The 19,096-nt window shown below is 62.3% G+C and carries 18 protein-coding genes; 6 read left to right on the forward strand and 12 right to left on the reverse strand.

Annotated features, from left to right (window positions below; genetic code table 11):
- Positions 1-4: 4 nt before the first annotated feature.
- Together U3648_RS09550 and U3648_RS09555 are read right to left on the reverse strand one after the other, a co-directional pair.
- Positions 5-895 (reverse strand): NAD-dependent epimerase/dehydratase family protein, encoded by an 891-nt coding sequence (locus U3648_RS09550; RefSeq protein ID WP_420859004.1) that lies wholly within the window; start codon positions 893-895, stop codon positions 5-7.
- Positions 896-911: 16 nt separating this feature from the next.
- On the reverse strand, positions 912-1,871 hold the full coding sequence (locus U3648_RS09555; RefSeq protein ID WP_420859005.1) for a D-2-hydroxyacid dehydrogenase family protein: 960 nt from the start codon (positions 1,869-1,871) through the stop codon (positions 912-914).
- 144 nt (positions 1,872-2,015) lie between these two features.
- Here U3648_RS09555 and parE point away from each other — a divergent pair, with 144 nt between their 5' ends.
- Together parE and U3648_RS09565 are read left to right on the forward strand one after the other, a co-directional pair.
- Positions 2,016-3,974, forward strand: a complete 1,959-nt coding sequence (parE, locus tag U3648_RS09560) for a DNA topoisomerase IV subunit B (protein ID WP_420859006.1) — start codon at positions 2,016-2,018, stop codon at positions 3,972-3,974.
- A gap of 14 nt (positions 3,975-3,988) precedes the next feature.
- Positions 3,989-5,455: a P-loop ATPase, Sll1717 family gene (locus tag U3648_RS09565; protein WP_420859007.1), complete on the forward strand. Its 1,467-nt coding sequence runs from the start codon at positions 3,989-3,991 to the stop codon at positions 5,453-5,455.
- A 1-nt stretch (position 5,456) separates the two neighbouring features.
- Here the strand turns inward: U3648_RS09565 and U3648_RS09570 are convergent, their stop codons facing one another.
- From U3648_RS09570 to U3648_RS09585, 4 genes are all read right to left on the reverse strand, one after another.
- Positions 5,457-5,861 (reverse strand): c-type cytochrome, encoded by a 405-nt coding sequence (locus U3648_RS09570; protein WP_420859008.1) that lies wholly within the window; start codon positions 5,859-5,861, stop codon positions 5,457-5,459.
- The gene (locus U3648_RS09575) at positions 5,861-6,244 is read right to left on the reverse strand and encodes a c-type cytochrome (protein ID WP_420859009.1); all 384 of its coding nucleotides are present in this window, start codon (positions 6,242-6,244) and stop codon (positions 5,861-5,863) included. The genes U3648_RS09570 and U3648_RS09575 overlap by 1 nt, the downstream gene beginning before the upstream one ends.
- 64 nt (positions 6,245-6,308) lie before the next feature.
- The gene (locus tag U3648_RS09580) at positions 6,309-6,986 is read right to left on the reverse strand and encodes an ABC transporter ATP-binding protein (RefSeq protein WP_420859010.1); all 678 of its coding nucleotides are present in this window, start codon (positions 6,984-6,986) and stop codon (positions 6,309-6,311) included.
- Entirely contained in the window at positions 6,979-8,268 is a 1,290-nt protein-coding gene (locus U3648_RS09585; protein ID WP_420859011.1) for a lipoprotein-releasing ABC transporter permease subunit, read from the reverse strand. The genes U3648_RS09580 and U3648_RS09585 overlap by 8 nt, the downstream gene beginning before the upstream one ends.
- A gap of 147 nt (positions 8,269-8,415) precedes the next feature.
- Here U3648_RS09585 and U3648_RS09590 point away from each other — a divergent pair, with 147 nt between their 5' ends.
- The gene (locus tag U3648_RS09590; RefSeq protein ID WP_420859012.1) at positions 8,416-9,798 is read left to right on the forward strand and encodes a hypothetical protein; all 1,383 of its coding nucleotides are present in this window, start codon (positions 8,416-8,418) and stop codon (positions 9,796-9,798) included.
- On the opposite strand, the gene U3648_RS09595 is transcribed toward U3648_RS09590, so the two are convergent.
- The 5 genes from U3648_RS09595 to betI form a co-directional block, all read right to left on the reverse strand.
- Positions 9,795-10,034, reverse strand: a complete 240-nt coding sequence (locus U3648_RS09595) for an HP1242/YdcH family protein (RefSeq protein ID WP_420859013.1) — start codon at positions 10,032-10,034, stop codon at positions 9,795-9,797. The two genes, U3648_RS09590 and U3648_RS09595, sit on opposite strands and share 4 nt — an antisense overlap.
- Positions 10,035-10,109: 75 nt before the next feature.
- Positions 10,110-11,768: a choline dehydrogenase gene (gene betA / locus U3648_RS09600; protein WP_420859014.1), complete on the reverse strand. Its 1,659-nt coding sequence runs from the start codon at positions 11,766-11,768 to the stop codon at positions 10,110-10,112.
- A gap of 1 nt (position 11,769) precedes the next feature.
- Positions 11,770-13,230 carry a betaine-aldehyde dehydrogenase gene (betB, locus tag U3648_RS09605; protein WP_420859015.1) on the reverse strand — a complete coding sequence of 487 codons (1,461 nt, stop codon included), beginning with the start codon at positions 13,228-13,230 and terminating at the stop codon, positions 11,770-11,772.
- A gap of 21 nt (positions 13,231-13,251) precedes the next feature.
- Positions 13,252-14,763: a choline-sulfatase gene (gene betC, locus U3648_RS09610; protein ID WP_420859016.1), complete on the reverse strand. Its 1,512-nt coding sequence runs from the start codon at positions 14,761-14,763 to the stop codon at positions 13,252-13,254.
- Positions 14,760-15,329 carry a choline-binding transcriptional repressor BetI gene (gene betI, locus U3648_RS09615; protein ID WP_420859209.1) on the reverse strand — a complete coding sequence of 190 codons (570 nt, stop codon included), beginning with the start codon at positions 15,327-15,329 and terminating at the stop codon, positions 14,760-14,762. The genes betC and betI overlap by 4 nt, the downstream gene beginning before the upstream one ends.
- A gap of 123 nt (positions 15,330-15,452) precedes the next feature.
- Between betI and choX the strand changes: the two genes are divergently transcribed.
- From choX to choV, 3 genes are all read left to right on the forward strand, one after another.
- Positions 15,453-16,388, forward strand: coding sequence for a choline ABC transporter substrate-binding protein (gene choX / locus U3648_RS09620; protein ID WP_420859017.1), 936 nt, complete (start codon positions 15,453-15,455; stop codon positions 16,386-16,388).
- 86 nt (positions 16,389-16,474) lie between these two features.
- A complete protein-coding gene (choW, locus tag U3648_RS09625; protein WP_420859018.1) occupies positions 16,475-17,308 on the forward strand; it encodes a choline ABC transporter permease subunit in 834 nt (277 codons plus the stop codon).
- Complete coding sequence (choV, locus tag U3648_RS09630) at positions 17,308-18,345, forward strand: choline ABC transporter ATP-binding protein (protein ID WP_420859019.1); 1,038 nt, start codon at positions 17,308-17,310, stop codon at positions 18,343-18,345. The genes choW and choV overlap by 1 nt, the downstream gene beginning before the upstream one ends.
- 12 nt (positions 18,346-18,357) lie before the next feature.
- Here the strand turns inward: choV and U3648_RS09635 are convergent, their stop codons facing one another.
- Positions 18,358-19,011, reverse strand: coding sequence for a Type II secretory pathway, pullulanase PulA (locus U3648_RS09635; protein ID WP_420859020.1), 654 nt, complete (start codon positions 19,009-19,011; stop codon positions 18,358-18,360).
- Positions 19,012-19,096 lie beyond the last annotated feature (85 nt).

Raw genomic sequence — 19,096 nt, forward strand, 5'->3', positions numbered from 1 at the left:
CGCCCTAGCCCTTCAGCACGTCGCGCCAGCTGTGGCGCGGCTGGAACCCCAGCATGGCCTTGGCCTTGGCGTTGGAATACATCGGCTCGGCCTCGCCCATTTCACGTTTGACCGGGACACCCTGATAATAGCGAGCCTGCACCTCGGCATTGGTCAGCCCGACGCTCATGTCGTCATTGGCCACGTTGAACACCTCGTGCCCCAGGCCATCCTTCTTCAGGCAAAGGTCAACCATCTGCCCAAGGTCGCGCCCGTCGATATAGGCAAAGAAGTTGCGGCGGCGCATATCGGGGTTTTCGATGAACTGTGGGAAGAGCGTGCGGTAATCGTCCTCTTCCATCACGTTGTTCAGCCGCAGCCCGTAGATATCCGCCCCCGACCGGGCCTGGAACGACCGGGCTGTCGCCTCGTTACAAACCTTGGACATGGCATAGCTGTCTTGCGGCAGGGTCGGGTGATCTTCGTCCACCGGGATATAGTCGGGTTGCTTGTGCCCATCCCAGAAACAGACGCCGTAGGTGGTTTCCGAACTGGCGTAGATCACCTTGCGCACGCCCATCCGCAGGGCCGCGTCGATCACGTTGTAGGTGGACAGGGTGTTGATCCGAAAGGTTTCATTATCCGGAACGATCATGATTCGGGCGATGGCCGCGAAATGCACGACCGCGTCGAAGCCCGGCATCCCCGTCCCCGCCTCAAGGTCCGGGAAATCGCCATAGGCCCGCATCGCGTTGAACACCTGGCCCGCGTCGGTCAGGTCCACCCGCAGGGTCGGAACACCTGGAATATCAAGTGGTTGCAGGTCAAGGTTGACGACCTCATGCCCCTGATCCAGCAGGTAGGGGATCACCTGCCGCCCTGCCTTGCCGCTGCCACCTGTGAATAGAATGCGCATGGTTTCGTCCTTTCGTTCAGGTCAATTGCCGGATCGGCGACCCGGCCTGATAGGCCCGGATCGCATCGACCGTCTGTTGGTAGAAAAGCTTGAAGGTTGCCGTTGTGGTATAGCCCAGATGCGGCGTCAGCAGAAGTCGCCCGTCGGCGATCAGCCCGGCATCGCGCAGCGGGTCGTCGGCTGGCAGCGGCTCGGTGTCGAACACATCCAGCCCCGCCTTTGCCGGCCGTCCCCGCCGCAGCGCCGCCAAGAGCGCCGCGCTGTCCACGATCGGCCCGCGTGAGGTATTGATGAACACCTGCCCCTCTTTCGCGGCGACCAGTGCGTCGGCGTTGATCAGGTGCCGGGTCCGGTCCGACAGCACAAGATGCACGCTGACCACATCCGACCGCGCCATAAGGTCGTGCAGGCTGTCCGCCTTTTCCACGCCCACCCCGGCGCAGCGGTCGTCGGTCAGATTCTGCGACCAAGCCAGCGGCTCCATCCCCAGCGCCCGGCCGATGGTCGCCATCTGTGCGCCGATATTGCCCAGCCCCACCAGCCCAAGTGTCAGCCCAGCCACATCGCGCCCCAGCCCCGCCTGCCAGCCAACCGGCCCGTGCAGCGCCGCCACCTCTGGCATCAGCCGCCGGTTCAGCGCCAGCATCATCAGGGTGGCCAGTTCCGAGGTGGTTGTCTTGCGGCTTTCGGTGCCGCAAACGGTGATCCCCCGGGCCCGCGCGGCGGCAAGGTCGATGGCGGCGTTTCTCGGCCCCGAGGTCACCACCAGCCGCAGATTCGGCAGCGCGGCGATCAGATCGGCCCCAAGCGGCGTGCGTTCCCGCATCAGGCACAGGCAGTCGAAGGGGGCCAGCCGCGCGGCCAGCGCCGCCGGATCATGCAACGTGTCGCGAAACACCGTCACCTTGCCCAGCCCCGACCAATCGGCCAGATCGGTCGCCACATCTGCGTAGTCATCCAGTATCGCGATTTTCATGCCACCCCACCCCCGTTTTCGACAGTTGACCCCGCCCGGACAAGAAATGCAATCGGCCGGGTCGACGGTGGGCGCAAACCGCTTCCCCCTCTGCAACCGACCTGCCATAATGACCGCCAATCAAGAGAAACAAGAGCAGCTGCCATGCCGAACGATCTCCTCTCCGGGGCCGAACCCACCGACTACGACGCCTCCTCCATCGAAGTGCTGGAGGGGCTTGAGCCCGTTCGCAAACGCCCCGGCATGTATATCGGCGGCACCGATGAACGGGCGTTGCATCACATGGTGGCCGAAATTCTCGACAACTCCATGGACGAGGCGGTGGCAGGCCACGCCAACCGGATCGAGGTGGAACTGCACGAGGATTATTCGATCTCCGTGCGGGACAATGGGCGGGGCATGCCTGTCGATCCGCACCCCAAATTTCCGGGCAAATCCGCGCTCGAGGTGATCCTGACCGTACTGCACGCGGGCGGCAAGTTTTCGAACAAGGCCTATTCCACCTCTGGCGGTTTGAACGGGGTCGGGTCGTCGGTTGTGAACGCCTTGTCGGACCGGATGGTGGTGCAGGTCGCCCGCAACAAGGAACTCTACGAACAAAGCTTTGTGCGCGGTGTGGCACAGGGGCCCATCGCCGTGATCGGCGCGGCCCCGAACCGGCGTGGCACGACAGTGACCTTCCACCCCGACCCGGAAATTTTCGGATCGCTGAAACTGAAACCGGCGCGGCTGTTCAAGATGGTCCGGTCCAAGGCCTATCTGTTCTCGGGGGTCGAAATCCGCTGGAAATCGGCGGTCGCGGATGGCGAAACCCCGACCGAGGCGACGTTCCATTTCCCCGGCGGACTGGCGGACTTTCTGAACGAAACCCTTGCCGGCATGTCCACCTATGCGGACAGGCCGTTTTCCGGGAAGGTCAGTTTCGAAGAGAAATTCAACGTCCCCGGATCGGTCGAATGGGCGATCAACTGGACCCCGTCCCGCGACGGGTTCATCCAGTCCTACACCAACACCGTCCCCACGCCCGAGGGCGGCACGCATGAGGCGGGGTTCTGGGCTGCGATCCTCAAGGGGATCCGCGCCTATGGCGAATTGGTGGGCAACAAGAAGGCGGTGCAGATCAACCGCGACGACCTTCTGACCGGCGGCTGCGCGCTTCTGTCCATTTTCATCCGCGAACCGTCTTTCGTGGGCCAGACCAAGGACCGGCTGTCGACGGAAGAGGCGCAGCGCTGGGTCGAATCCGCGGTCCGCGACCATTTCGACAATTGGCTAGCGGCGGATACGAAATCGGCGGGCGCGATCCTTGATTTCCTTGTGCTGCGGGCCGAGGAACGGCTGCGGCGCAGGCAGGAAAAGGAAACCGCGCGCAAGACCGCGACCAAGAAACTGCGCCTGCCCGGCAAGCTGACTGATTGTTCCGCCAAATCGCGCGAAGGGACCGAACTGTTCATCGTCGAGGGCGACTCGGCCGGCGGCTCGGCCAAGGGCGCGCGGTTCCGCGAGTTTCAGGCGCTCTTGCCGCTGCGGGGCAAGATCCTCAACGTGCTGGGCGCGGCCTCGTCCAAGCTGGGCCAAAACGCCGAGATTAACGACCTGTGCGAGGCATTGGGCGTGCGGATGGGGACCAAGTTCAACCTTGATGACCTGCGTTACGACAAGATCATCATCATGACCGACGCGGACGTGGACGGGGCGCATATCGCCTCGTTGCTGATGACGTTCTTCTTCACCCAGATGCGGCCCCTGATCGACCACGGGCACCTCTACCTCGCCTGTCCGCCGCTGTATCGGCTAACGCAGGGGGCGCGGCGGGTCTATGTGGCCGACGACGCAGAGAAAGAGGCGGTGCTGGCCCGCGGGCTGGGCGGCAAGGGCAAGATCGACGTGCAGCGGTTCAAAGGGCTTGGCGAAATGGACGCCAAGGACCTGAAGGAAACCACAATGGACCCGGCCACGCGCAAGCTGATCCGGGTGACGATCGACGAGGACGAACCGGGCGAAACCGGCGACCTGGTGGAACGGCTGATGGGGAAAAAGCCGGAACTGCGGTTCCAATACATCCAGGAGAACGCGCGGTTCGTTGAGGAGTTGGATGTTTGAGTATGGAGTATAAGATGACAACACTTTCAGATCATTACTTTGGCGACCTCGAAGCATTTGATGAGGCAACCTTGTATCCGGACTTCTTCAAAAGGACGTTCATTATACCAAAGTCCTTGGGGGTCAGCACGCTAAGAAACAATCGAAAATTCATTATTATTGGAAGAAAGGGGACGGGGAAAACTGCTATCCAAATGCATCTCGCAAGCATCGCCCGAGATGAAGGGTACATGACACATCATTTTAGATTTTTTTATGACTTAAGAAGCGACGACTACAAAGAAATATCTCAGACCCAGTCAAAGATTTCATATACGGGAACAATCAATGACAAAAGTCTATTCTTGAATTATGACTTTAGAGACGTATGGGAGAGAGCCTTTTTTCGTAGAATTGCAGAAACAATGCGCGACCGAGGTATTGAGAACGCCTTTACGGACCTTGTAGCGCCAAGAGCTTCTAGGTTTTCAAATATCTTTGCAGGCTTGTCACGATCACTTGGAATCAAAATCACCGCCAGCATGGGCCCCATACTAGCAGAGTGTAATATTGATCCGTCGGAATTTTCCGACAAGGAAGGCATGCCACTTAAGACATTTAATAGAATAGCTAGAGAACTTTTTATCAAGACATCCAAAGGCTCCAAGATTTACTTTTTTGTTGACGAGCTCGTCTTTTCGAAACTTGACGCCAAAGAAGACGAGATCACTCTCCGAGCAGCAATGGTTCGTGATGTCCTTAGGACGTCTTGGGAAATAAACGGCTTTTTCGCGGTCAACAAGGTTGACATACACTTCATTTGCTCCCTGCGACCGGAGGTTAAACAACTCATTAGCGATTTCGACACCGAGTCTGGAAAATTTCTCGACGGAAAAGATGTAGAGTTATCTTGGATGGCAGGCGATGGCGATGAAGCAAAGTTAATCCTTGAAGTTCTGCAATCCAAAGTCCGCTTTAGTTTGCCTGAGAAGGAAGTTGAATTCGAAGATTTCTTCGCGAAAACAATTAAATTTGGAAACAGAACTGATACGATTGAAGAATTTCTAACCAAGAACACTTGGGGGCGACCTCGCGACGTCGTGCGCCTATTGAATGCGATAGCGAAGAAAAACCCCAATGCCAACAAGATAGGCGAGGAAGAGATCAAAGCCTCAATACACGAGTATTCGAGATCGTCATCAAAGGAACTATTTGATGAACTGGGTGTAAAGCATGGAGGCGCAGTACTCGATGCGCTGCGGAAAGGCATACGCAAGCAAGTTTATCGAGACAGCAACCAGCTCTGGGAAGATATTTCTCCCTACTTGGTAAGTACAAATATCAAAGGACTTATTGAGGAATTGTTCTATTTGGGTGTGATTGGTGGATACGATCCAGACAAGAAGCGGCACTATTGGGTTTATCGCGGCAATACCTATCTTCATCCAAGTAGGAAAATTCGAATTCATCCTGCCCTATGGAGTGAGTTTCAGGTACAATAGCCTATTGGGTTTGCACCGCTTCCAGATAGGCCACCAGATCGGCGATGGCTTGTGTCGTGTTAATCTCTTGTCCGGTCTCGATCCGCAGCGTGGCGGGCGTTCCGGCCTCTTCGAAATAGCCGCCCCAGACCGGCATCGGCGATCCGTGCGCCACCAGCGGGTCGCGTCCGTCGATCCGCATCACCACCCGCAGCACTGGGAACACCCCGTCATTGGACAGCGCCAGCGTGGTCAGCGCGGGCGGTTGCAGGATCAGCATCGCGGCCATCGGCCCGCCGCCCGTGGCCTCGGCCCCGTGGCAGGTCGCGCAGGAGTTCATGTAGATCTCCGCCCCCCGCGTGGCCGCCCCCTCCTCGGCCAGTGCCGCGCCGCCCAGAAGCGCCAGACCAAGCGCCAGCTCGCGCATCACTCGGCCTCGCGCTGGATGGATTGCAGGTAGCTGGCCAGCGCCCAGAGCCGCGCCGGAACCGGGGTGGCGCCGACCATGATCGTCTCGCCCATGTCGCCCGCGCCAAACTCGGGCATGGCTGCCGAAAAACTGCCGTCGCGGTGGAACCCGTCAATCGTGCTCATGACGTAGTCGGTCGGGAAGGTGCCGCCGTTGCGGGCCGCCAGCGTGGTCAGGTCCGGGGGCTGCTTGATCAGCATTTCGCCGAACTCTCCGGACCCGCGCGCGTCGGCGCCATGGCAGGCCGCGCAATCCTCCATGAAGGCCTGCCGCCCGTCCACGGTTTCCTCGACACAGGCGCCAAGCGCCAGAACCCCGATCAGAACTGCTGTTTTCTTCATTTCCGGTCTCCCTGTTCGCTATGGTCATCCTGCGCCCCGGATCGACGGGACGCCTTGATCTGCGTCAGACAAGCCGCCCCGCATCAAGCCGCAGCACCCGGTCCATCCGGGCCGCGAGGTCAAGGTTATGGGTGGCGATCAGCGCGCCAAGCCCCGATCCCCGCACAAGGGACATGAGCGTGTCGAACACCACCTCTGACGTCGCCGGATCAAGGTTGCCGGTGGGTTCATCCGCCAAGAGCAGACGCGGCGCATTGGCCAGCGCCCGGCAGAAGGCCACCCGCTGCTGTTCCCCACCCGAGAGCGCGGCAGGCCGGTGGTCGGCCCGGTGTCCGACGCCCACACTGTCCAGAAGCCCACGCGCCCGATCCGCCGCCGCCCCCGGCGCCGTGCCATTGGCAAGCTGCGGCAGGGTCACGTTTTCCAGCGCGCTGAATTCCGGCAGCAGGTGGTGAAACTGGTAGATGAACCCCACGTCCGTGCGCCGGATCGCGGTCCGCTTGCGGTCAGACAATTGCCCGGCGGCGACCCCACCGATACTCACCTGCCCGGCGTCGGGCGTGTCCAGCAGCCCGGCGATGTGCAGAAGCGTCGATTTCCCCGCGCCCGAGGGGGCGACCAGCGCCACGACCTCGCCCGGATGGATCACCAGATCGGCCCCGGTCAGCACGGTCACCTCGTTCGGTTTGCCGTGGTTGTAGCCCTTGGTCACGCCGGACAGTTCAAGAATGGGTTCACTCATAGCGCAGCGCCTCGACCGGGTTCATGCGGGCCGCGCGGCGGGCCGGGAAGATGGTGACCGTCCAGGACAGGCCAAGGGACAGCGCGATGGAGGACAGGACGTCATCCAGTTCCAGTTTCGCCGGCAGGCTGTAGATGCCCCGGATCGACGGGTCCCAGACGCCGCCGCCCGCGACGTAGTTCACAAAGGAAAAGATCGGATCGATGTAGATCGCGAACAGGCAGCCCGCGATTAGCCCCAGAACCGTGCCCAGCGTCCCGATCCCAGCCCCGCAGATGAAGAAGATCCGCAGGATCGACCCTTCGGTCAGCCCCATGGTCCGCAGGATGCCGATATCGCGCCCCTTGTTCCGCACCAGCATCACCAACCCGGAAATGATGTTGAGCGAGGCGATGAGCACAAGGATCGACATGATGACAAACATCACGTTGTCTTCGACCGTCAGCGCCCGCAGGAACGACCCCGACGCATCCCGCCATGTCCAGACCAGCGCCCGGTCCCCGGCGGCGGCCACGATCTGCGGGATCAGGGTATCGACCGCGTCGGGATCGTCCACCATCACCTCGATCTCGTCGGCGACCCCATCCTTGTTGAAGAACAACTGCGCCTGATCCATCGGCATATAGATGCGGGTCCGGTCAATGTCCCAGCGCCCGGCGGTGAAGATATAGGCGACCTCATAGGCCGACACGCGCGGGCTGGTACCAAAGGCAGTGCGGGTGCCGTTGGGCGAAATGATCCGGATCTTGTCGCCCACGGTCACGCCCAGTTCCCGTGCGACACCGGACCCGATGGCGATCCCTTCACCAAAGTTTGCGATATCGCCGAGGCTGCTGATCGGTTCGACGATTCTTGGAATAGTGACAAGATCACTGGCAGAAATGCCGTAGACCTCTACCCCATTGTTCGAATTTTGAAAGTTTGCCATGACCTGCCCCTTGACCAGAGGGGCGGCGCGGGTGACGCCGGGGATCTCGCGCAGGGCGGCGGCCATGGTGTCATAGTCGGAAATCGCGCGGCTGGTGCGGCCGTTCTCGTCCACCTCGATCGACTGGTAAACAGTCACATGGGCGTTCGAGCCAAGGATCGTATCAACGAATTCGGCCCGGAACCCGGACCGGACGGCCAGCGTCACGATCAGGGCAAAGACCGCCAGCGAGACGCCGATCAGGCTGATCCATGTCATGACCGACACGCCGCCTTCGGCGCGGCGGGCGCGGATATAGCGCCAGGCGATCATGAATTCGAAACGGGCGAAAGGGGCGGTTGCGCCTTTTGACATTGGTCGTCCTGCTGCTCTTTGGCCAAGATATACCGCAGGCGCGGGCGCGGGACCAGTGGCAGCGGCGGCGGCGGTGCTTGCCCGCCTATGGCAGACCGGGGGCCCGTTCGCCCACCGATTGCGTTTCCGGCCCTATCGTGCAACCTGTTGTCCGGAAACGATTTGCCCCGGTATCAGCACATGCGCGTCATCTGGAAATTCTTTCGGTCGATCTGGGACCACTTCATGTTCTTCCAGATCCGCCTGTCATCGCATCCCCGCGCATTGATCCTGATCTGGGCAGGCGCAATCGCGCTGTCTTCGGTTTTGACACAATCGCGCGGGCCAAGCGCGCTTGGCCTGTTCGCAAGCCTTGGCATCGGTCTGATCGCCCTGCCCACCCTTCAGTTCCTGAAAAACCAGATGCAGGCAGGCACGGCGGGCCGGGTCGATTTCCAGGTTCCGCCGGGCCTGCTGGACGAGGTCGAGACTGCGCAGCAGGCGGTGACGGACAAACCCGACGGGATGGTGATGGTGCCGCGCGGACCGAACCCCGGGCCGATCATGCATTCGGTTGCTTTTGACAAAGGTCTGCGCAAGCCCGGGCAAGATTGGACCATCCAGACGACCGACGACAGCCCGACCTATGCCCGTGTCATTGACCATCTGCGCAACCGCGCCCCGCAATGGCGCAGCTATGGCCAGACCAAGTTTCTGGATCAACTGTTCACCAAGCAGCCGCTGATCAACGAAAATAAGATCATCTTCGAAACACCGCTGGACCTTGCGGCCAAGGAGATCACGCTGGGCAAGTCCGACTATTTCGTGGGCATGTGCACGGCCGATCTGTGCCTGCGCACGGGCTTCAGCATCGGCGGCGAACATGACGCGGTGCTGCCCGCGCGGGACCGCTGGGGCTATCAACGCCTGTCCGACCGGCTGATCGCGCCGGCGCTGGTCAATGCCACGACCCCGGCGTCGCTGCATCTGGGCGTTGACGTGGTTGTCGTGACCCGCGACAACCGAATGCCGCTGGCGGTTCAAGGCAAGCACAACCTGCAAAGCCCCAATCGCATTGTCCCCTTCGCCACCGGGTCGATGGATTGGGAGGACATCGGGGATAACACGACGCTCAAATCCGTTGTCCTGTCCGCCGCGCGGCGCGAGTTGAACGAGGAATGGGGCGGCCCCGATCACAATGCGGCCGCGTCGCGCGCCTGCAAATCGGCGCCATTGCAGGTGATTGGTATGTATCGGGAAATGCTGCGCGGCGGGAAACCGCAATTCGTGGTCGCGGGGCGGGTCGATATCGACTTTGCCCATATGGTGCCCGACGCGGCCGAGGTTGTCCGGTCACGCCACCCCGAAGCGGTCCCGATCGTCGAAAGCCTGCAAGATGTCCAAAGTGTCGCCTCTCAATTGGCAAATGGTGGCTTCGAAGACCTGCTGGGTCCGTCGCAAGCCCTGTTTGGGACGTTTCACTGTTTGAAAATGGCGGTCGAACATGACCCCAAGATCATGTCCGACCTGCTTGGATTGCCAGAGGCCTAGGCCTTTGCCAGCAGCGAGGCGATCTGGTCTTTCAGATGCAGCCGTTCCTTGCGCATTTCCTGCATGTGCAGATCGTCGGTCGGCTCGACATCGGTTTCGGCCCGGTGCACCGCGCGGTTCACCTCGTGGTATTTGTCCGCAAGGGCGGCGAAATGCGCGTCCTTGGTCTTCAGATCATGGATCGCGTCAGCCTTGTCCGGGAATTCCTCGTGCAGCTCGTGCGGGGTGTGCGACATGCGTGTGTCCTTTCTTCGCTCTGTTCCCCTTGACCCTAGCCCGGGGAATCGCGCCGCACTTTGACACGGGTCAAATCACCGCTGTTGGATCTTCCAATCCGGGTGCATCCAGGGCTGAAGGTTCGACCGGGGCAGCATCCCCCGCCCAAGGATGTGATCGGCAGCCTTTTCGCCGGTCATGATCGAGGGCGCGTTCAGGTTGCCGTTGGTGATCCGGGGGAAGATCGAACTGTCGGCGACCCGCAAACCGTCCACCCCGATCACCCGGCATTCCGGATCGACCACGGCGCGGGGATCATCCGCCGCGCCCATCTTGCAGGTGCCGCAGGGGTGATAGGCGCTTTCGGCGTGTTCCCGGATGAAGTCGTCCAGCGCCTCATCAGACTGAACCGCGTCGCCCGGCTGGATCTCATGCCCCCGGAACGGGGCAAAGGCCTCCTGCGCGAAGATTTCGCGCGTGAGGCGGATCGCGGTGCGGAATTCTTCCCAGTCGTCTGGGTGCGACATGTAGTTGAAGAAGATGCGCGGGTCGTCGGCCGGGTCGGCGGAGCGCAGGGTGATCTCGCCCCGCGACTTGGACCGCATCGGGCCGACATGGGCCTGAAACCCGTGCCCTTCGGCGGCGACCTGCCCGTCATAGCGCACGGCGATGGGCAGGAAATGGAACTGGATGTCCGGATAATCCACCCCAGCCTTCGACCGGATGAAGCCCGCGCTTTCGAACTGGTTCGACGCGCCAAGGCCGGTCTTGGTGAACAGCCATTGCGCCCCGATCAGCCCCTTGCCCCAAAGGTTCCAGTATTTGAACAGGCTGACGGGTTTGGTCGCGGCCTGCTGGATGTAGAGCTCCAGGTGGTCCTGAAGGTTCTGGCCCACGCCCGCCCGATCCGCGACCACGTCGATCCCGTGCTCCGCCAGATGCGCGCCCGGCCCGATCCCCGACAGCATCAACAGCTTGGGCGAGTTGATCGACGAGGCGGCAAGGATCACCTCGGCCCTGGCCCGGATCACCGTCCGTTCTCCGCCCATGTCGACCTCGACGCCGACGGCACGGCCCTCTTCGATCGCCACGCGGCGGGCAAAGGCGCGCACCAGATCGCAGTTGTCCCGTTTCAGCGCGGGCCGGAGATAGGCATTGGCCGCAGACCAGCGCCGCCCTTTCCAGATGGTCGCGTCGAAGGGACCGAACCCTTCCTGCTGTTCGCCGTTGTAGTCGCCGGTGACCTGATAGCCCGCCTGCCGCCCGGCTTGAACGAAGGCACGGGTCAACGGGTTGGTGCGCGGGCCGCGGGTGACATGAAGCGGCCCATCCTTGCCACGCCAGGCCGGATCGCCGCCGTGTCCGCCGCTGTGCCAATGTTCCATCCGCTGGTAGTAGGGCAGCACGTCCGCATAGGACCAGCCGCGCGCGCCGCTTTCGTCCCAATGGTCGAAATCGCGGGCATGGCCGCGCACATAGATCATCCCGTTGATCGACGATGACCCACCGATGACCTTGCCGCGCGGGGTGGCCAGTCTGCGTCCGCCCAAATGCGGTTCCGGGTCCGACCGATACCCCCAGTCGTACATCTTCATGTTCATCGGGTAGGACAGCGCGGCGGGCATCTGGATGAACGGCCCGCCGTCCCAGCCGCCGTGTTCGATCACCAGAACGGATTTGCCCGCCTCGGACAACCGATAGGCAAGGGCGCAACCGGCGCTGCCCGCGCCCACGATAACGTAATCTGCCTGCATGTCAGAACGGCGCCTCGCAGGGGTTCATCGCCACATAGACGGATTTGACCTGACTGTAGTGCTTGATCGCTTCCTTGGAGTTCTCGCGCCCGACTCCGCTGGCCTTGACCCCGCCAAAGGGGGCCTCAACCGGGGCAAGGTTGTAGGTGTTGATATAGCAGGTGCCGGCCTCGAACCCGGCGGAGACCCGGTGCGCGCGGGTCAGGTCATTGGTAAAGACCCCGGCTGCCAGCCCGAATTCGGTGGCATTGGCGCGGGCCATCACCTCTTCTTCTGTGTCGAAATCAAGGACCGACAGGACCGGGCCGAAAATCTCTTCTCGGGCGATGGTCATGTCGTCGGTCACATCGGCAAAGAGCGTTGGTTCGATGAAGAACCCCTCGTTGCCGATCCGCTTGCCGCCCGCGACCAGACGGGCACCTTCTTCCTGCCCGATGCGGATGTAGTTTTCGACAATCTCAAGCTGCCGTTCGCTGACCATCGGGCCGATGGTGGTGGCCATATCCATCGGGTCGCCGATCACGGCCTTGCCCATCCGTTCGGCCATGCGGGCAAGGAACGCGTCCTTGATCCCCTTTTGAACGAACACGCGGGTGCCGTTGGAACAGACCTGCCCGGTGGAATAGAAATTGCCAAGGATCGCCCCCGACACGGCGCTGTCCAGATCCGCGTCGTCGAAGATGATCAGGGGCGATTTGCCGCCCAATTCCATCGTCGCGTGCTTCATGTTCTGGGCGGCCATGGCGTAGACCTTGCGCCCGGTCGGAACCGACCCGGTCAGCGACACCTTGGCCACGCGCGGGTCCTGGACCAGCGCCGCACCGACGTTCCCCAGCCCCTGCACCACGTTGTAGACGCCCGGTGGGGCACCCGCCTCGGACAGGATTTCGGCGACCTTCAGGGCACAAAGCGGCGTTGCCTCGGACGGCTTGAAGACCATCGTATTGCCACAGGCCAGCGCCGGGGCGCCCTTCCACGCGGCGATCTGGGTGGGGTAGTTCCACGCGCCGATGCCGACACAGACGCCCAGCGCCTCGCGGCTGGTATAGACGAAATCCCCCCCGGCCAGCGGGATATGTTCGCCGGTCAGGCTACCCGCCAGCCCACCGAAATATTCCAGAGCGTCGGCAGCGGATGTGGCATCGGCCACGGTGGTTTCGGACAAAGGTTTGCCCGTGTCCCATGTCTCCAGCACCGACAGGACGTGGTTCCGTTCGCGCATGATGTCGGCGGCGCGGCGCAGGATACGGCCCCGTTCGGTGCCCGACATCGCGGCCCAGTCCTTTTGCGCGCGCTTGGCGCTGGCCAGCGCCAGTTCGACAATCTCCGGGGTGGCGGCATGAACCTTGCCGATCACCGCGCCGGTGGCCGGGTAGATCACCGGGATTTCCGGGCCGTTCGTATCCTCGACATATTGGCCGTCGATGAAATGGCTTGCGGTGGGTTGGGTCGGATAAGTCATGTCGTCACCTTCGGGATCATGTCATTCGCCGCGCGGGAAGCGCTTGCTTTCTTCAAGGATGTTGAGATCCATGTGGTTGCGCATGTAGCGCTCGGACGCTTTTTGCAGGGGCTGGTAGTCCCATGGGTAATAGGCGCCATTGCGCAGCGCCTCGTAGACCACCCAGCGGCGGGCCTGGCTTTCGCGCACCTCGGCGTCGTAGCGGGCGAGGTCCCAGCGGGCCTCTGACTTGGCGCGTAGGCTGTTCAACGTGCCCTGATGGGCCGGGTCATCGGCAAGGTTGGTCAACTCGTGCGGATCGGCGTCCAGATCGAACAGCTGGTCGGGGTCCAGCGCGCAGCGGTTGTATTTCCACTTGCCATAGCGCAGCGAAACCATGGGGGCATAGGATGCCTCGGCCGCGTATTCCATGGCCACAGGGCTTGTGCGTTCACCGCCCTGCCCCAGATGAACAAGGCTTTCGCCGGTGGTCCAGGGCATCACCTCGTACATGCTGACGCCCGCCAGATCACAAAGCGTCGGGCAGACGTCGATGATCGAAACGGGCGTATCGACCCGCCCGGGCTCCATCCCCGGCGCAGAGATCATCATCGGCACCCGCGACGAGCCTTCATAGAAGGTCATCTTGAACCACAGCCCGCGCTCGCCAAGCATATCGCCGTGGTCGGACACGAACAGGATCACCGCCTCTTGCCGGGTGTCTTCCAGCACCTGCAGGATTTCCCCGATTTTGTCATCGAGATAGCTGATGTTCGCGAAATAGGCGCGGCGCGACCGGCGGATGTCTTCTTCGGTGATGTCAAAGCTGCGCCAGTCGTTGGCGCCGAAAATCCGTTTCGAATGCTGGTCCTGATCGTCGTAGGGAATCGCCGGGACCTGCGGCAGCAGGTGGTCGCAGTCCTCGTATAGATCCCAGTATTTCTTGCGCGCCACGTAAGGATCGTGCGGGTGGGTAAAGCTGACAGTCAGGCACCACGGCCGGTTGTCCGCCCCCCGCGCAAGGTCATAGATCTTGCGGGTGGCGTTATAGGCGACCTCGTCATCGTATTCCATCTGGTTGGTGATCTCGGCCACACCGGCACCGGTCACCGACCCCATGTTGTGATACCACCAGTCGATCCGCTCGCCCGGTTTGCGATAATCCGGGGTCCATCCAAAATCGGCCGGGTAGATATCCGTGGTCAGCCGTTCTTCGAACCCGTGCATCTGGTCGGGGCCGACAAAATGCATCTTGCCCGACAAAGCGGTGTGATAGCCCGCCCGGCGCAGGTGATGGGCATAGGTCGGCAGGGACGAGGTGAACTCTGCCGCGTTGTCATAGACCCGCGTGGCCGAGGGCAATTGCCCGGTCATGAAACTCGCCCGACCCGGCGCGCAGAGCGGGCTGGCCGTATAGGCGTTGCGGAACCGCGTGGACCGCGCGGCGAGCTTCTTCAGGTTCGGTGCGTGCAGCCAGTCGGCCGGACCATCGGGGAACAGGGTTCCGTTCAGCTGGTCCACCATCAGGATCAAGATATTGGGGCGGTCGGTCATGTGCTGTGGGCTCCGATTTCAAGGTCGAGGGCGGTCAGGACATGGGCTACGGCATCGGCGCCGGTGGGCTGGGCCTGACCCAACACTTCCCGCAGATACAGCCCGTCGATCAGACCGGCGACACGGTCCGCGACGGCATCCGCCCTGTCCCCGACAAGTGGACGCAGGTCATGGGTCAGGTTCGAATGCAGCCGCCCCTGATAAACCGCCAGAAGCCGCCGCGCCTCTTCATTCGTTTGCGCCAGCACGTAGAAATTCAGCCAGGCCGCGACCACTTCGCGCCGGAAGTTGGAGGATGTGAACCCGGCGCGCACGATCGCCTCCAGCCGGGCGCGGTGCCCCCGCGCCATGGCCAGCGCGCCGCGCACCTCTGCCCCGTATAGCGACAGCGTGTGGCGCATCGCGGCCAGGAAAATCTGGTCTTTCCCGCCAAAGTAGTGATGCGCAAGGGCCGAAGACATGCCTGCCCGCTTGGCGATCTGGCTGACCGTCACGTCCAGCGACCCGGCGGCGCCGATCTCTGCGATCGTCGCTTTCACCAGCGCCGCGCGGCGTATAGGCTCCATCCCAAGCTTGGGCACGGTGATCCCCCTTTTTCACTTGCCAAGCGAGACTGGAGGTTTTTAATTGACTCGTCAATCAACAAAAAACCATAAACCCCTAATGCTGACCTCACAGGGAGACTTCAGATGAAACTTCGCACCACCCTTTCCGCCGCCGCGCTTGCCGTGGCCGCCGCCCCGGCCTTTGCCGCCGGGCACGCCGATTGTGGCACTGTCACCTTTTCCGACGTGGGCTGGACCGACATCACTGCCACCACCGCCGCGACCACGGTCGTGCTGGATGCGCTCGGCTATGACACCGACGTAAAGGTCCTGTCGGTGCCGGTGACCTATACCGGTCTGGCCGAAGGCGACATTGACGTGTTCCTTGGCAACTGGATGCCGACGATGGAGGCCGACATCGCACCCTACCGCGAGGCGGGCACCGTCGACACCGTCCGTGCCAACCTTGAAGGCGCGAAATATACGCTGGCCGTCAACAAAGCCGCCGCCGATCTTGGCATTGCCGATTTCGCCGACATCGCCGCCCACAAGGACGCGCTGGAAGGCCAGATCTTTGGTATCGAGCCCGGCAATGACGGCAACCGCCTGATCATGGACATGATCGCCGCCGACGCCTTTGGCCTGACCGGGTTCGAAGTGGTCGAAAGCTCGGAACAGGGGATGCTGGCGCAGGTTGCCCGCGCCGATGAACGGGGCGAGCCGGTCATCTTCCTTGGCTGGGAACCGCACCCGATGAACGCCAACTTCGACATGTCCTACCTGACCGGCGGTGACGACTGGTTCGGCCCCAACCTTGGCGGCGCGACCGTGTACACCAACACCAGCGCGGGCTACGTCGACGCCTGCCCGAACGTGGGCAAGTTGCTTCAGAACCTTGAATTCACGCTGGCCATGGAAAACGAGATCATGGGCGCGATCCTGAACGATGGCGAAGACCCGGAAGACGCCGCCACCGCTTGGCTGGCCGCCAACCCCGACGCTTGGGCCGGTTGGCTGGACGGCGTAACCACGATGGACGGGGGCGATGCTGCCGCCGCCGTGGCCGCGGCCCTTCAGTAAGAAACCACCCGGACGGGCGGCCCCGCGTGGGCCGCCCGTTCCGCATATGACGGCAAGAGGGGCCAAAGCCCCCGAAAGGACAGGGAATGGAGTGGCTTGAGGACAACAAGATCCCCGTAGGCAAGATTGCCGGGGATGCCTTCGACTGGCTGGAATCGAAGGGCGCGTTCTTTTTCGATGCGCTGTCAAACCTGCTGGAGGCGATGATCGACGGGTTTCTCTGGCTCCTGCAGACGCCGCACCCGCTGATCATCATCGCCCTCTTTGCGGCACTGACCTTCTGGCTGCAACGCAGCTGGAAACCCGCCCTGTTCACAGTGCTGGGCTTCCTGTTCATCATCAATCAGGGGTATTGGGAGGAAACCACGGAAAGCCTGACGCTTGTGCTGTCGGCCTGTGTGGTCTGCATGGGTGTGGGCGTACCGATCGGCATCGCCGCCGCGCACCGGCCCCGCCTGTATCAGTGGATGCGCCCGGTGCTGGACCTGATGCAGACCCTGCCCACCTTCGTCTACCTGATCCCGGCGATCGTCTTTTTCGGGATCGGCATGGTGCCGGGGCTGATCGCGACGGTGATCTTCGTTTTGCCCGCGCCGATCCGACTGACTTATCTTGGGGTCTCCTCGACCCCACAGCCGCTGCTGGAAGCTGCGCAGGCCTTTGGCGCGACCAAGCAACAGGTGCTGTGGAAGGTCGAACTGCCCTCGGCCCTGCCGCAGATCATGACCGGGTTGAACCAAACCATCATGTTGTCGCTGTCGATGGTGGTGATCGCGGCCCTTGTCGGCGCCGACGGATTGGGCGTTCCGGTGGTCCGGGCCCTGAACCAGGTGAACACTGCCAAAGGCTTTGAAAGCGGGTTCGTCATCGTGGTGGTGGCGATCCTTCTGGACCGGATGCTGCGGATGGAGCGGAAGTGATGACCAAGACAACCGACCCGACCGCGACCGCTGGCGTGGCCGTCGAATTCGACAACGTGTCCATCGTCTTCGGCGACAAGCCGGAAGTGGCCCTGCCCCTGATGGACGAGGGGCTTGAACGCCCCGAGATCCAGCAGAAGACCGGGCAGGTTCTGGGCGTGCATGACTGTTCCCTGACCGTGGCCGAGGGCGAAATCCTTGTGCTCATGGGCCTGTCAGGTTCTGGCAAATCCACCCTGCTGCGCGCGGTCAACGGGCTGAACCCGGTCTGCCGTGGCGCGGTGCGAGTCTGCGACGGTAACGCGCTGGTTGACGTGACCCACGCCGACAGCGCCACCCTGCGCCGGATGCGCCTGTCCCGCGTGGCCATGGTGTTTCAGCAGTTCGGCCTGCTCCCCTGGCGCACGGTGCGCGAAAACGTGGGGCTGGGGCTGGAACTGGGCGGCATGTCCGCCGCCGACCGCCGCGACCGGGTCAATACGCAGTTGCAGCTTGTGGGCCTTTCGGACTGGGCCGACCGCAAAGTCGGCGAATTGTCCGGTGGGATGCAGCAGCGCGTGGGTCTTGCCCGCGCCTTCGCGACCGAGGCCCCGATCCTGCTGATGGACGAGCCGTTTTCGGCGCTCGACCCGCTGATCCGCACCAAGTTGCAGGATGAACTGCTGGAGCTTCAGCAAACCCTGAAACGTACAATCATCTTCGTCAGCCACGATCTGGACGAGGCCTTCAAGATCGGCAACCGCATCGCGATCTTGGAGGGCGGGCGCATCGTGCAATGCGGCACCCCGCGCGACATCTTCAGCAAACCGGTGAACGAATATGTGGCGGATTTCGTGGCGCATATGAACCCGCTGGGCGTCCTGACCGCGCGTGACGTGATGGTCGATGGCGCGGCCGACGGGCCAGAGGTCGGGCCGGAAACCCCGGTGAAGGACCTTATCGACCAGCTACATGGCGTACCTGCCCTGTCGGTCGTTGATGGCAGCACGCGGCTGGGGGTGGTCACCCAAAGCTCAGTTCTGGCCCGGATCGGCTAGGCCACCGCATCCCTAGGCCGGATCGAATCCGTATCCGAACCGCGCGATATCGGCGGCGCAAAACCGCGCCACCAATGCCGCGTCCGCGTCGCTGTAATAGGGCCGCCAATCACGGCCCCGGTCCGAGGCGTTCACCCGGTCGATGGACAGGGAAAAGCCAAGATGCGCCTCGAACGGGCGGATATCATCGGCAAGTTGTTCGAGCCGGATGTAGAGGTTTGCAAGTTCCACCCCTGCCCCATCGGTCAGGTAGTGGGCGTAGGGGTTAGCCTGAAAGCTTTGCCCGACCATCGGCGCGTTGAGAAAGGTGCTGAAATCCGTGGCCTGTGCCAGACGGACGGCGGGATGGTCGAAGGTCTGGGTTTGCAGCCAATGGTAATAGCTCACCAGCCGGTCCCAAGGGTTGCGCACCAATGACACGCAGTAAAGCTCTGCCATTTCTGCGCGGCTGATCAGCCCCTCTACATCGGCAAGGGTCGAATGTTTCCACAACCGCCCCGCCGCCTGCACCCCTTTGAGCCGCCTGCGCCGTCGCAGCGCCTTTGGCGTGTCGCCGATCAGGATATCGTCGGCCTTGGCCCGCGCCTCGAGCGCTAGCGCCAGCGCCGTTCCCCCGGTCTTGGGTGCATGGGCAAAGATATATCGACGACCGCGCGAAATGATCATGCCCCAAGGCTAGCGGGCCGGGCCCTTGCCCTCAAACGAAAACCGCCCGGACCTGAGAGGTCCGGGCGGCGTTCCGTAAGCGGAA

Source organism: Marivivens marinus (genome assembly GCF_035969385.1).
Classification (GTDB): domain Bacteria; phylum Pseudomonadota; class Alphaproteobacteria; order Rhodobacterales; family Rhodobacteraceae; genus SELP01.